Below are 14388 nucleotides of genomic sequence, written 5' to 3'. Positions count from 1 at the left end.
GCCGGTGCACCGGGCGAGACGGTCCCGGTCGGGCGCACCGGGGCCGCGCCGGCGCTCAGCGGCCCCAGGCGGTGAGCTCGCGATCCATCCGCCGCCCCCAGTAGACGGCGACCGCCCACATCACCCCGAACACGGCCCCGACGAAGAACAGCGAGGTCATGACGAATCCGGCGGCGAGGATGAGGATCTGCGCGAGCCAGCCGAGCGCGATCCCCGCGCTGCGCTGTCCGCGACGCCGTGGCAGGGTCGCCACCGCAAGGATGCACAGTGCCGCGAGCGCGGTCGCACCCCCGATCACCCAGCCGAAGGGCACGGGCCGCAGCCCGAAGCCGGCGAGCGCGGCGAAGTAGATCACGAGCACCTCGGAAACGAGCACGGTCGCGCACAGCAGCGGGATCTTCGACTTCTGGGCGGCCGCGCCGGTCATGAGGCGTCCTTCCGGCCGAGCAGCGTGCGCGCCTCGGCGACGGTGGTGAGCGAGCCGGTGACGACGATGCCGACTCCCGGTTCGCCATCGGCGAGTGCGAGGTCGATCGCCTCCATGAGGGCCGCGTTCATGTCCTCGGCGCCGATGACATCATCGGGGTCCCACCATTCGCCCGCCGCCGCGGCGAGCTCCTCGCGCGGCAGTGCGCGTTCGGAGCGGGCCTCGGTGACGACCACCCGGTCGGCGAAGCGGTGGACGTGCTCGAGCACGCCGTGGAGGTCCTTGTCGCCGAACATCGCGAGCACGGCGACGACCTCGCGGAAGTCGAAGGCCTCCTCGATGGTGTCGGCGAGGACGCGGGCGCCGTCCGGGTTGTGCGCACCGTCGACGAGGATCGTCGGCTCGCTCCGGAGGATCTCCGCGCGTCCCGGCGAATCGACCTGGGAGAACCCCTGGGCGACGGTCTCCGCATCGAGCGGCTTCTCCCCGTCGGACAGGAACCGCTCGCAGATGGCGAGCGCGAGCGCGGCATTGTGCACCTGGTGCGCTCCGTGGAGCGGGAGGAACAGGTCCGGGTTGATCCCGAACGCGCCGCGGAGCGTGACGAGCTGGCCGTCGACGGCCTGCTGCCGGGAGATCACGGCGAAGTCGCTGTCCTCCCAGGCCGCGCTCACTCCGCGCTCCTCGATCTGCGCGGTGAAGGCGGCTGCGGCCTCCGGGTCCTGCCGGGCCAGCACGGCAACCGGGTCCGGGGCCGGACTCGGGTCGACGGTGCGGTCGAGGATCCCGGCCTTCGTCGTGGCGATCGCGGTGAGATCGGGGCCGAGGAACGCGGTGTGGTCGAGGCCGACGGGGGTGAACCCGCACACCTGGGCGTCGGCGACGTTCGTCGAGTCCCATTCCCCGCCCATCCCGACCTCGAGCACCATGACGTCGACGGGGGCGTCGGCGAACACGGCGAGGGCGAGGACGGTGAGGGCCTCGAAGTACGTCAGCCGGGCCCGGCCGGCCGCCTCGAGCTCGGCGTCGACGACGGCGAGCACCGGCGCGATCTCGTCGTGCACGCGCACGAACACCGGTTCGGGCACCTCGGCGGAATCCACCGCGATGCGCTCGGTGACCCGGTGGAGGTGGGGGCTGGTGAAGCGGCCCACGCGCAACCCGTGCGCGGTGAGCAGCGCATCGACCATCCGGACGGTCGAGGACTTGCCGTTCGTGCCGGTGATGGTGATGACCGGCGCCGCGGTGTGGACGTCGCCGAGCAGCTCGCAGGCCCTGCGCGTCGCGTCGAGCCGCGGTTCGACCATCGTCTCGCCGGCCCGCGCGAGCAGCTCGGCGTAGACGCGGGCGAGGTCTGCGGTGCCGCGCGCGTCGGCGGGTAGCGGGCGGTCCTCGGAGGTCCCCGTCACCGCCTCGACGGCAGGGGCGTCCGGGTCGTCGGGCAGGAGCGGGGCGAGCTCGCCGCCGGGGAGACCGTCGGGAAGCTCCTCGGGGAGGTGCTGATCCGTCATGCGCGGCTCAGCTGCAGGCGCGCATCGGGGTGGAGCTCACCGGCCGGGAACACGCCCTCCTCGGACTCCGGCAGCGGTGCGGCGGTGAGCTCGAGCCGCTCGGTGAGCGTCTCCCCCTGCACCAGCTCGGTATGGGCGCGGAGGTGGTCGAGCGCGGGCTCGGGGGCGGAGATCGTCACCCGGATGCGGTCGGAGACGTTGAGGTCGAGCTGCTTGCGGGCGTTCTGGATCGCGCGCACGGTGTCGCGCGCCGCACCCTCCGCCTCGAGCTCGGGGGTCACGGCGGTGTCGAGGGCGACGAAGCCGGAGTCCATCGCGGCGAGCGCGGCATCGGCGCCCCCGGCGTCGGCGACCTCCTCGAGCGTGTACTCGCCGTCGACGAGCTCGATGCCTCCGGCGGTCACGACCCCGTCGACCACCGACCAGTCGCCGGTCTTCGAGCCCTTGATCGCCTGCTGCACCTGCTTGCCCAGGCGCGGGCCGGCCGCGCGGGCGTTGACGGTGAGCTTCTGCTCGAGGGTGAAACCAGCGGCCGCAGCCTTCTCGAGCGGCAGCACGGTGACCTGCCGCACGTTGAGCTCGTCGGCGATGATCGCGGTGAAGTCCTCGCCGAGCGCGGTGTCGGTGGCGACGGTGAGCCCGGCCAGCGGCAGCCGCACGCGCAGGCTGTTCGCCTTCCGCAGGCTCGAACCGGTGGAGCACACGTCCCGGGTCCGGTCCATCGCGGCCACGAGCTCGGGGTCGGCGGTGAACAGGGAGGCATCCGGGTAGTCCTGCAGGTGGACGGAGCGCTCGCCGGTGAGGCCGCGGTAGATCTCCTCGATGGTGAACGGGATGAGCGGGGCGGCGGCACGGAGGAACGCTTCGAAGCACGTGTAGAACACGTCGAAGGACTCGCGCGTGTCCGGGGTGCCGTCCCAGAACCGGCGCCGCGAGCGGCGCACGTACCAGTTGGTGAACATGTCGAGGTGCTCGCGCACCATGTCGCAGGCGCCCCAGATGTCGTAGGTGTCCATCCGGGCCTCGAAGGCGCGGAGGAAGTCGTGCGTCTTCGCCAGCAGGTAGCGGTCGAGCACCCGGGTCGACTCGTAGCGGGGGCGGGCGGCGTAACCGGTCTTCTCACCCGAGTCGGAGTCCGCGGAGTTCGCGTAGGTGGCGAAGAAGTGCCAGGCGTTCCACAGCGGCAGGATGACCTGGCGCACGCCGTCGCGGATGCCCTGCTCGGTGACGACGAGGTTGCCGCCGCGCAGGATCGGGCTCGACATGAGGAACCAGCGCATGGCGTCGGAGCCGTCGCGGTCGAGGACCTCGTTGACGTCGGGGTAGTTGCGCAGGCTCTTCGACATCTTCTGGCCGTCGGAGCCGAGCACGATCCCGTGGGAGATGCAGTTGAGGAACGCCGGGCGGTCGAACACCGCGGTGGCGAGCACGTGCAGGGTGTAGAACCAGCCGCGGGTCTGGCCGATGTACTCGACGATGAAGTCGCCCGGGAAGTGGTGGTCGAACCAGTCGCGGTTCTCGAACGGGTAGTGCACCTGGGCGTAGCTCATCGACCCGGAGTCGAACCACACGTCGAGGACGTCGGTGACGCGGCGCATCGTCGACCTCCCCGTCGGGTCGTCGGGGTTGGGCCGGGTGAGCTCGTCGATGAACGGCCGGTGGAGGTCGGGCTCCCCGGCCTCGTTGCGCGGCAGCCGTCCGAAGTCGGCCTCGAGCTCGGCGAGCGAGCCGTAGACGTCGGTGCGCGGGTGCTCGGGGTCGTCGGACACCCACACCGGGATCGGCGAACCCCAGAAGCGGTTGCGGGAGATCGACCAGTCGCGGGCGTTGGACAGCCACTTGCCGAACTGACCGTGCTTGACGTTCTCCGGCACCCAGGTGATCTGCTCGTTGAGCTCGACCATCCGGTCCTTGAAGGTCGACACCGCGACGAACCAACTCGACACCGCACGGTAGATCAGCGGGGTGCGGCAGCGCCAGCAGTGCGGGTAGGAGTGTTCGTAGGTCTCGTGGCGCACGAGCAGCGCGCTGCGCCCGGCGAGCGGACCGGTGTGATGCTTGAGGTCGGCGATGATCGGCTTGCTCGCGTCGAACACCTGCTGGCCGGCGTAATCGTCGACGGGGTGCTCGAAGCAGCCGCTGTCATCGACGGGACGCGCCGCCCGGATGCCGTAGGTGTCGGTGAGGACCTTGTCCTCCTCACCGAAGGCCGGCGACTGGTGGACGATGCCGGTGCCGTCCTCGGTGGTGACGAAGTCGGCCTCGAGGATCGTGTGCATCCGCTCGCCGAACTCCTCCTGGCGTCCCTCGAAGTACGGGAAGGGCGGCTCGTAGCGGCGGCCGGCGAGCTCGGGGCCGGGCACGGTGGCGACGACCTCGGGCTCGGCGCCGAGCTCGCTGGCGTAGGCGGCGAGGCGCTCGCGGGCGAGGACGAGGACATGCCCCTGCAGCTCGGGGGCGGCGTCCTCGCCGGGGAGCACGGCGACGTACTCGACCTCGGGGTTCGCGGCGACGGCCTGGTTGCTCGGCACCGTCCATGGGGTCGTCGTCCAGATGAGGACGTACTGCTCGGCGGAGTTTACCTCGGCGCGGCCGGTGCCGAGCTCGACGGGATCGAGGAGCCGGTAGCCGATCGTCACCGAGGGGTCCTGACGCATCTTGTAGACGTCGTCGTCCATCCGGAGCTCGTGGTTGGACAGCGGGGTCTGATCGCGCCAGCAGTACGGCAGCACGCGGTAGCCCTCGTAGACGAGGCCCTTGTCCCACAGCTGCTTGAACGCCCAGATGACGCTCTCCATGTACTCGACGTTGAGCGTCTTGTAGTCGTTGTCGAAGTCGACCCAGCGACCCTGCCGGGTGACGTACTCCTGCCATTCGTCGGTGTACTTGAGGACCGAGGCGCGGCAGGCGGCGTTGAACTCGGCGATGCCCATGTCGGAGATCTGGGACTTGTCGGTGATGCCGAGCTGGCGCTCCGCCTCGAGCTCGGCGGGCAGTCCGTGGGTGTCCCAGCCGAAGCGGCGCTCGACCCGCTTGCCGCGCATGGTCTGGTAGCGCGGCACGACGTCCTTGACGTAGCCGGTGAGGAGGTGGCCGTAGTGCGGCAGGCCGTTGGCGAAGGGCGGCCCGTCGTAGAAGACGAACTCGTTCTCCCCGTTCTCACCGGCGGGCCGGTTGTCGATCGAGGCCTGGAAGGTGCCGTCCTCCTCCCAGAACCGCAGCACATCGGCTTCGATGGCGGGGAACCGCGGAGAGGCGGTGAGCCCGAAGGCGGAGGTCGACTTCTTCGGGTAGAGCGGAGCGGAATCGTGCTGTTCGGTCATGAGCGTCCCTCGGGGTTCGTCCGGTTCGATGGTGTGTCGGTTCGATCCGTGCGAGGACGACATCACTGCCGCGGTACCACCCCGCTTATCCGCGCACCCGCCGGGTCGAACCCGGACCTCCGACCTGCCCGGACCGATGTCGGGGCAGATGATCGGTCCGCGGCTCCGGTGGGGAGCGGATCGCTCATTCCTGCAGGCTGTGACGGGCCCACCCGTCCGGTTCTACTGGGCCGCGGCGCCACGCCCGAGGCGGACGCGCGCGGCTGTTCTTCCGAATGCTCCCCGGTGATGGCCGGATCAGCGCAGTTCCTTAGTCTAGCGCACGGCCGCACGGGGTCCAGTCCACCGCCGCGACCGCGCGCCCGCTGCCGAACTGCGCGGTATCCGACGACCGCCGCACAATTGCGCGCGCGGATTCGGATACCGCGCAGTTCGAGCCCGCTGGGCCGGCCGGGACCCCGCCCCGGAGTCCATGCGGGCCTCAGAGGCCCTGGTGCCTGGCGACCTTGTGCTGGGCGGCCTGGGCGATCGGGCGGATGACCATGAGGTCCACGTTGAAGTGGTGCGGCCGGGTGAGCGTGTAGACGACGGCGTCGGCGCAGTCCTCGGCGGTGAGCGGGTTCTCCACGCCCTCGTAGACCTTGTCGGCCTTCTCCTGGGATCCCAGCCGCTTGCGGGAGAACTCCTCGGTGGCGACCATGCCGGGAGCGATCTCGATGACCCGCACCGGCTGCCCAGCGAGCTCGAGGCGCAGGGTCGCGGCCGTCGAGTGCGAGCCGTGCTTCGCCGCGACGTACCCGCCGCCGCCCTCGTAGGCCTGGTGGCCGGCGGTCGAGGACATCACGACGATGTCACCGCGCCCGGACTCGACGAGCGCAGGCAGCAGCGCCTTGACGCACCGCACCACGCCGAGGACGTTGATGTCGAACATCCGCCGCCAGCCGTCGACGTCGGCCTCGGCCACGGTGTCGGTACCGAGCGCGAACCCGGCGTTCGCGACGAGCGCGTTGACGGGGCCTTCGGCGACGACCTGCTCGGCCATCCGGGCGACGTCGGCGTCGCTCGTCATGTCGGCGACGACGACCTCGGCCCCGGTCTCGGCCGCGAGCTCGGCGAGCCGGTCCTCGCGGCGGGCGACGGCGACGACGTCCCACCCCTCCCGGCGGAGGCGGCGGACGGTGGCCGCTCCGATTCCCGAGCTCGCTCCGGTGACGACTGCGCGCAGAGTGGACATGGCTCCTCCGTGTTCCTGGTGGTCGAGTTCCCGGTCACCCGCGGTCACGGGTTCGGCGGTCCTGCGGCCAGCCTACCGGGGTGCGCCGCCGGTGGGCGGAACCGTGCCCGAAGCGCCCGCGGCCCGGCAGGATCCTCGCACGCCCGAGGCGCCCGCACCTCGGCCCCGGCCCGCACGCTTCAGCACCCGTGCGTCCTGAGGTCGGAGGGCCCGACGCCGGTCGACCCGGTGCCCGGCGCACCGTCGGCGCGGGAGTCCTCGGCCGCGAGTCGGCGCATCCACCGGCGCGGCGGCCGCCCCTCCCCGAATGCGGCCCGCACGAGCGGGGTCCTCAGCGCGATCATCGTGAGGACGGTGCACACGAGGGTGTAGACGATCGGCATGACGAGGCCGTGGAGCGCGACGTCGCCGAGGCTCGACGGGCCGCCGATGAGTTCGCGCATGGGGAACAGGAGCAGCGGGTGGAGGAGGAACACGCCGAAGGAGTACGGATAGAGGCGAGTGAGGAGCCCGAACCCCGAACGCATGGAGAAGTGGAGGAGGAGGTAGGCGGCGAGCGACATCGCCACGACCATGGGCGAGAGGTACTCGTAGGAGAACTTCCACGGCTTCTCCCCCGGGCCGAACCCCGCCCACAGGAAGGTCGACAGCACACCGGAGGCGAACACGAGTGCGGCGATCACGGCCTGCCGGCGGGTGAGGATCCAGTCGCGCAGCACCCAGCCGAGCACGTAGTAGCCCATCATCGGCAGGAAGCGGGTGGCCGCGTTGGACTCCCCGACCCCGAATGCCGAGGCGAAGATCCCGTCGGCCATCCCGATCCCGAGCAGGATGAGCGCGGTCCCCCACTGGACCCGCCGCGAGCCGTGCGTGGACAGGAGCCGCATGAACGGCGTGAGGAGCGTGAGCCCGGCGAGCACGTAGAGGAAGTAGAGCTGGACGAACGGCGAGCCCGAGGCGATCGCGAGGATCGGATCCCAGTCCGACTCCCGACCGCCCATGTAGTAGAGGCGGAACAGGACATAGATCACGGTCCACACGACGAGCGGGATCCCGATCCGGAAGACCCGCTTGAGGAGGAACTCGCGTGGTCGGCCGCCCTTAGCCGGATCGAGGGCGAGCGCGCCGGCGATCATGAGGAACACCGGGACGGACCAGCGGGCGGAGGAGTCGATCGCATTGGCGAGCCACCACGCGCTCGTCCCGAGATCGGTGTACCGGGTCTCCACGGTGTCGCCGATCGCGTGGATCGCCACGACAGCGATGATCGCCAGCGACCGGGCGGGGTTCATCCAGCCGGTCGAGGTGGGCGGGGGGTTGTCCTCCCCCACGCGTCCGAGCAGTGCCATGCCACCATCGTGCCACGGCAGCGCGCCGCGACGGTGCCGCCTGTTTGGATTGCACCTGCACCGGTGCGAGAATCTGAGCACTATGACTCAACCTGCCTCGCGCACACATGACTCGGTGCATCTCCCGGACAAGCCGGCCCTCGAGGGCCTCAAGGACAAGTGGGACGCGAACTGGGGTGAGTCCGGCGTCTACGCCTTCGACCCCGACACGCAGCGCGACGCCGTCTACTCCATCGACACTCCCCCGCCCACCGCCTCGGGCTCCCTGCACGTGGGGCACGTGTTCTCCTACACCCAGACCGACATCATCGCCCGCTACCAGCGGATGACGGGGAAGAACGTGTTCTACCCGCTGGGCTGGGACGACAACGGCCTGCCCACCGAGCGGCGGGTGCAGAACTACTATGGCGTGCGGTGCGAGCCCAGCCTGCCCCACGAACCGGGCTTCACCCCGCCGGCCAAGCCGGCGAAGAACCCGCGGGACTTCGTGCCGGTGTCCCGGCAGAACTTCATCGAGCTGTGCGAGCAGCTGTCCGCCGACGACGAGAAGGTCTTCGAGGACCTCTTCCGCTCCGTGGGCCTGTCGGTCGACTGGAAGTACACCTACCGCACGATCGACGACACCTCGCGCGCGGTGAGCCAGCGGGCGTTCCTCGCCGACCTGGCGGGCGGCCACGCCTACTCCACCGATGCGCCGACGATGTGGGACGTGACCTTCGGCACCGCGGTCGCCCAGGCCGAGCTCGAGGACCGCGAGAAGGAGGGCGCCTACCACCGGGTGGCATTCCACCCGGCCGCCGCCGACGGCACCGCCGACACCTCCGCCGACCCGATCGTCATCGTCACTTCGCGCCCGGAGCTCATCCCCGCCGTGGTCGCGCTCGTCGCCCACCCCGACGACGAGCGCTACCGGCCGTACTTCGGCACCACGGTGGTGTCCCCGCTGTTCGGCGTGTCCGTCGAGGTCCGCGCCCACGAGCTGGCGAAGGCCGACAAGGGCACCGGCATCGCCATGGTCTGCACCTTCGGCGACCTCACCGACGTCACCTGGTGGCGCGAGCTCGACCTGCCCACCCGCCCCGTGATCACCCGCGAGGGGCGTCTGGCCCGCGAGGTCCCCAAGTGGATCGCGGACTCGCCCAAGGCCGATGCGGCCGAGCTCTACACGCAGCTCGCCGGCAAGACGACCTTCACCGCCCGCAAGGACATCACCGAGCTCCTCCGGGAATCCGGCGACCTGCTCGCCGACCCGGAGCCGATCACCCACCCGGTGCCCTTCTACGAGAAGGGCGACAAGCCGCTCGAGGTCGTCACCAGCCGCCAGTGGTACATCCGCAACGGCGGGCGCTCGGCCGAGCTCCGCGATGCGCTCATCGCCCGCGGCCGCGAGGTCACGTGGTACCCCGGCTTCATGCGCTCGCGCTACGAGAACTGGGTCGAGGGCCTCAACGGCGACTGGCTCGTGTCCCGGCAGCGCTACTTCGGCGTGCCGATCCCGCTGTGGTACCGGCTCGACGCCGACGGCAGCCCGGACTACTCCGCGCCGATCGTGCCCGAGGACGCCGCGCTGCCCGTCGACCCGCAGGCCCAGGCTCCCACCGGGTTCAGCGAGGATCAGCGCGATCAGCCCGGTGGCTTCACCGGCGACCCGGACGTCCTCGACACCTGGGCGACCTCCTCGCTCACCCCGCAGATCGTCGGGGGCTGGTCGCGGGACCAGGCGCTGTTCGACACGGTCTTCCCGTTCGACCTGCGGCCGCAGGGTCACGACATCATCCGCACCTGGCTGTTCTCCACGGTCGTCCGGGCGAACTCGCTCAACGACTCCGTGCCGTGGCGCAGCACCGCGCTGTCCGGCTGGATCCTCGACCCGGACCGGAAGAAGATGTCGAAGTCGAAGGGCAACGTCGTCGTGCCGAGCGACATCCTCGAGGAATCGAAGCCCGGCTTCGGTCCGGACGCGGTGCGCTACTGGGCGGCGAGCGCACGGTTCGGCGCCGACACCGCCTACGACGTCGCGCAGATGCAGATCGGCCGGCGGCTGGCGATGAAGCTCCTCAACGCCTCGAAGTTCGCGCTCGCGCAGGGCGTGCACGCAGGCCTCGTGGGCCGGGCGGACCTCGTCACCGAGCCGCTCGACCGGGCGCTGCTCACCGCGCTGCGGGCGACCGTGGCCGACTGCGGCACCCACATGGCCGCCTACGACTACTCGCACATGCTCCGCGCCGCGGAGTCGTTCTTCTGGGAGTTCACCGACGACTACGTCGAGCTCGTCAAGGACCGCTCCTACGGGGCGGACGGCGAGGCCGCGCAGCTGTCGGCCCACGCCACGCTCGCCACCGCGCTCGACGTGCTGCTGCGGCTCTTCGCACCGATCACCCCGTTCGTCACCGAAGAGGTGTGGTCGTGGTGGCAGGAGGGCTCCGTCCACCGTGCCGCATGGCCCGCGCCGGAGGCGCTGCCGGAGTTCCCCGCCGCCGAGGCGCCGGCCGGCATGCTCGCCGACGTCGCCGCGGTGCTCGGCGAGGTGCGCCGGACGAAGACCGAGGCGAAGGTCTCGCAGAAGACGGAGATCACCCGCGCCGTCGTCACCGCCGAACCGCGGATCATCGAGCTCATCGCACGCGCCGAGGCGGACCTGCGCGCCGCCGGCCGCGTGAAGGACTGGGAGCTGCGTGCCGTCGAGGGCGCGGAGCTCGCCGTGACCGAGGTCGAGTTCGCTGTGGCGGATCCGCAACGCTGAGGTCTCGTCCTCGGGGTTCCGGGGATCTAGTCTGGGGAGTGCGAGCACCTGCTCGCACTCCCCTTCTTTGTCGTCACGAGGAGCCCCTGATGCGAAGCGAACTCTTTGCCAAGCGCAATGCCGAACAGGAGAGCAACCAGCGCTGGACGATGCGGTCGTCCAAGATGCTGCGCGCGCTCGTCACCCCCGATGCCCCGATGGTCGCCACGAAGGGCGCGATGGTCGCCTACCAGGGCAACGTCGAGTTCACCCACCAGGGCTCCTCGTCCGTCGGTCAGTTCCTCAAGAAGGCGATGACGAACGAGGACACCCCGATGATGCGGGTCGAGGGCCACGGTGAGGTGTTCTTCGCCCGGCAGGCCGCGAACATCTTCATGATGCAGCTCGAGGGCCAGCAGGACGCCCTCACAGTGAACTCCTCGAGTCTGCTCGCCTTCGATGCGGACCTCGCCTGGGACATCAAGCGGATCAAGGGCGTCGGAGCGCTCGCCGCCGGCGCCGGCCTGTTCAACCTCGAGATGTCCGGGACCGGCACCGCTGCGGTGTGCTGCCAGGGCGATCCGATGATCCTCGACTGCTCGCGCACCCCGACCTTCGTCGACCCGCAAGCCGCCGTGTGCTGGTCGGCCAACCTCGCGCCGAACATCAAGTCCGCGGTGAGCGTGGGGTCGTTCTTCGGCCGCGGGTCCGGGGAGAGCTTCCAGCTCGTGTTCCACGGTCCCGGCTTCGTCGTCGTGCAGCCCTCGGAGGGCTACGGTCAGGCCGTCGCCACGCAGTAATCCGGGGAGACAGCGGATGCCCGGTGCGGACCGTGCGGTCCACGCCGGGCATCCGTTCTCCGCTGTCCGGTCAGGCGGACTTGGGCCTGCGCTGCTGGGGTTCGGAGTCCTTCTTCGGCACGATCGTCGGGGCGGCGTTGCTCTCCACCACCGCCTTGGTGACGACCACGGAGCCGACGTCGTCGCGGCTCGGGATGTCGAACATCACCGGCTGGAGCACCTCCTCCATAATCGAACGGAGGCCGCGCGCACCGGTGCCGCGCAGCAGTGCGAGGTCGGCGATCGCCTCGAGCGCCTCAGGCTCGAACTCGAGCTCCGCCCCGTCGAACTCGAACATCTTCTGGTACTGCTTGACGAGCGCGTTCTTCGGTGCGGTGAGGATCGACATGAGCGCCTCGCGGTCGAGGTTCGACACCGTGGCGAGCACCGGCAGGCGGCCGATGAACTCCGGGATCAGCCCGAACTTGAGCAGGTCCTCCGGCATGAGCTCGGAGTAGAGGTCGTCCTCGTCCTGCTTGGACTGGATGAGAGCCCCGAAGCCGATGCCGTGCTTGCCCTTGCGGGAGGCGATGATCTCCTCGAGGCCGGCGAAGGCGCCGGCGACGATGAAGAGCACGTTCGTCGTGTCGATCTGGATGAAGTCCTGGTGCGGGTGCTTGCGCCCGCCCTGCGGAGGCACCGAGGCCTGTGTGCCCTCGAGGATCTTGAGCAGCGCCTGTTGCACACCCTCGCCGGACACGTCGCGGGTGATCGACGGGTTCTCCGACTTCCGTGCGATCTTGTCGATCTCGTCGATGTAGATGATGCCGGTCTGCGCCCGCTCGACGTCGAAGTCGGCGGCCTGGATGAGCTTGAGGAGGATGTTCTCCACGTCCTCGCCGACGTAGCCGGCTTCGGTCAGCGCGGTGGCGTCCGCCACGGCGAACGGCACGTTGAGGCGCTTCGCGAGGGTCTGGGCGAGGTAGGTCTTGCCGGATCCCGTGGGGCCGACGAGGAGGATGTTCGACTTCGCGATCTCGACGCCGGAATCCGCGTCCGACCCGGAGTCGGTGAGCGCGCGGATGCGCTTGTAGTGGTTGTAGACCGCGACAGCGAGGGCCTTCTTCGCCGGCTCCTGGCCGACGACGTACTCCTGGAGGAAGTCGTAGATCTCGCGCGGGCGGGGCAGCTCCGTCTCCTCGAGCTCTGCGGTCGATTCGTTGAGCTCCTCCTCGATGATCTCGTTGCACAGGCCGATGCACTCATCGCAGATGTAGACGCCCGGCCCGGCGATGAGCTTCCGGACCTGCTTCTGGGACTTCCCGCAGAAGTTGCACTTGAGCAGGTCAGCACCCTCAGTTCCGCGAGCCACTGTCACAACCTTTCAGCGGGGCATCTGCCCCCACGACTATCCCTGTTCGGATGAACACCTCATCAGCATTCCACATCCCGCTGACACGGCGCCGGACCCGGCTCCGGAGGCGTGTCGAGGAACCGGGCCCGTGGCCGGCGACGGCCGTCTTCGCGACGGCGCCGGGTGCGCGACGGGGCGCGGACCTCTGCGGTCCGCGCCCGGGTCCCCGGCGCCGTTCGCGGCGTCGGGGAGGAGACCGATCCTCAGCGCACGGCCTTGCGCGAGGTCAGCACCTGGTCGACCAGACCGTAGTCGAGCGCCTGGTCGGCGGTGAGGAACAGGTCGCGCTCGATGTCGCTCGACACCTGCTCGGCCGTCTTGTTCGAGTGGGACGCCAGGGTCTCCTCGAGCCAGGTCCGCATGCGCAGCACCTCGGCGGCCTGGATCTCGATGTCCGAGGCCTGCCCGTGCCCCTGCCCCTGCATGGACGGCTGGTGGATGAGCACGCGGGCGTTGGGCAGCGCGAGGCGCTTGCCCTTGGTGCCCGCCGCGAGCAGCACGGCTGCCGCGGAGGCCGCCTGGCCCAGGCACACCGTCTGGATCTCCGGCTTGACGTACTGCATGGTGTCGTAGATCGCGGTGAGCGCGGTGAACGAGCCGCCCGGCGAGTTGATGTAGAGGGTGATGTCGCGGTCGGGGTCCTGCGACTCGAGGACGAGCAGCTGGGCCATGACGTCGTCGGCCGACGTGTCGTCGACCTGCACGCCGAGGAAGATCACGCGGTCCTCGAACAGCTTGGTGTACGGATCCTGCCGCTTGAAGCCGAACGGGGTGCGCTCCTCGAACTGCGGCATGACGTAGCGCGAGGTCGGCATCTGGCCGGCGGCGGCCCACGGTGAGAGATTCGTCATTCTTCTGACTCCTTGGTTCTTCAGTTGAGCGCGGACTCGCCGGACATGTCCTCCGAGCCGGTGATGACCCGGTCGATGAACCCGTACTCGCGGGCCTCCTCGGCGGTGAACCAGTGGTCGCGGTCGTTGTCCTTGAGGATCTGCTCGAGCGACTTCCCGGTCTGCTCGGCGGTGAGCTCGGCCATCTGCTTCTTCATGTGGAGGATGAGCTCGGCCTGGATCTTGATGTCCGTGGCCGTGCCGCCGATCCCGCCGAGCGGCTGGTGCATGAGGATGCGCGCGTGCGGGGTGGCGAAGCGCTTGCCCTTGGCGCCCGAGGACAGGAGGAACTGTCCCATCGAGGCGGCCATGCCCATGGCCACGGTGCCGACGTCGGGCTTGACGTGCTGCATGGTGTCGTAGATCGCCATGCCGGCCGTCACCGAGCCGCCGGGCGAGTTGATGTAGAGCCAGATGTCCTTGTCCGGGTCCTCCGCGGCGAGCAGCATCATCTGAGCACAGATCATGTTGGCGTTCTCGTCCCGCACCTCCGAGCCGAGCCAGATGATGCGCTCCTTGAGAAGGCGGTTGAAGATGTGGTCATCGAGGCCCAGTCCCCCGGTTCCGCCTGCGGAAACCGGTGAGGCGAACTCGTGTGTGCTCACGTTTCACTCCTGTTGTCTGTTGCTGTCCTGTACTGGACTCTAACCGCTGCATCCGGGGATTTAGTCCCCGACCGTCCGGTGTTCGCCCTCAGCGTGATCGGCCCCGGCGCGGCCGTGACCGGGCCGGACGCTGC

Annotated in this window: 10 protein-coding genes; 2 read left to right on the top strand and 8 right to left on the bottom strand. The window is 69.8% G+C overall.

Annotation, left to right across the window (positions count from 1 at the left end):
* Positions 1-55 precede the first annotated feature (55 nt).
* The 5 genes from FDF13_RS09655 to FDF13_RS09635 form a co-directional block, all read right to left on the bottom strand.
* Positions 56-427 carry a DUF4233 domain-containing protein gene (locus FDF13_RS09655; protein ID WP_137319459.1) on the bottom strand — a complete coding sequence of 124 codons (372 nt, stop codon included), beginning with the start codon at positions 425-427 and terminating at the stop codon, positions 56-58.
* Positions 424-1938, bottom strand: coding sequence for a folylpolyglutamate synthase/dihydrofolate synthase family protein (locus tag FDF13_RS09650; protein WP_137319458.1), 1515 nt, complete (start codon positions 1936-1938; stop codon positions 424-426). Before FDF13_RS09650 ends, FDF13_RS09655 begins: the two co-directional genes overlap by 4 nt.
* Entirely contained in the window at positions 1935-5261 is a 3327-nt protein-coding gene (gene ileS / locus FDF13_RS09645) for an isoleucine--tRNA ligase (protein ID WP_137319457.1), read from the bottom strand. The genes FDF13_RS09650 and ileS overlap by 4 nt, the downstream gene beginning before the upstream one ends.
* A 481-nt stretch (positions 5262-5742) precedes the next feature.
* The gene (locus FDF13_RS09640; RefSeq protein ID WP_137319456.1) at positions 5743-6495 is read right to left on the bottom strand and encodes an SDR family oxidoreductase; all 753 of its coding nucleotides are present in this window, start codon (positions 6493-6495) and stop codon (positions 5743-5745) included.
* 179 nt (positions 6496-6674) lie between these two features.
* Positions 6675-7844 carry an acyltransferase gene (locus FDF13_RS09635; RefSeq protein ID WP_137319455.1) on the bottom strand — a complete coding sequence of 390 codons (1170 nt, stop codon included), beginning with the start codon at positions 7842-7844 and terminating at the stop codon, positions 6675-6677.
* 82 nt (positions 7845-7926) lie between these two features.
* Here FDF13_RS09635 and valS point away from each other — a divergent pair, with 82 nt between their 5' ends.
* Complete coding sequence (gene valS, locus FDF13_RS09630) at positions 7927-10587, top strand: valine--tRNA ligase (RefSeq protein ID WP_137319454.1); 2661 nt, start codon at positions 7927-7929, stop codon at positions 10585-10587.
* An 89-nt stretch (positions 10588-10676) separates the two neighbouring features.
* Entirely contained in the window at positions 10677-11366 is a 690-nt protein-coding gene (locus tag FDF13_RS09625; protein WP_137319453.1) for an AIM24 family protein, read from the top strand.
* A 70-nt stretch (positions 11367-11436) separates the two neighbouring features.
* On the opposite strand, the gene clpX is transcribed toward FDF13_RS09625, so the two are convergent.
* The 3 genes from clpX to FDF13_RS09610 form a co-directional block, all read right to left on the bottom strand.
* The gene (clpX, locus tag FDF13_RS09620) at positions 11437-12717 is read right to left on the bottom strand and encodes an ATP-dependent Clp protease ATP-binding subunit ClpX (RefSeq protein WP_137319452.1); all 1281 of its coding nucleotides are present in this window, start codon (positions 12715-12717) and stop codon (positions 11437-11439) included.
* Between the two features lie 245 nt (positions 12718-12962).
* A complete protein-coding gene (locus FDF13_RS09615) occupies positions 12963-13610 on the bottom strand; it encodes an ATP-dependent Clp protease proteolytic subunit (RefSeq protein ID WP_137319451.1) in 648 nt (215 codons plus the stop codon).
* A gap of 20 nt (positions 13611-13630) precedes the next feature.
* Positions 13631-14254: an ATP-dependent Clp protease proteolytic subunit gene (locus tag FDF13_RS09610; protein ID WP_137319450.1), complete on the bottom strand. Its 624-nt coding sequence runs from the start codon at positions 14252-14254 to the stop codon at positions 13631-13633.
* Positions 14255-14388 lie beyond the last annotated feature (134 nt).

It is taken from the genome of Brevibacterium sp. CS2, from assembly GCF_005280295.1.
In the GTDB taxonomy this organism is placed as follows: Bacteria; Actinomycetota; Actinomycetes; order Actinomycetales; family Brevibacteriaceae; genus Brevibacterium; species Brevibacterium pityocampae.
This window is presented reverse-complemented; position numbering and strand designations above follow the sequence as displayed.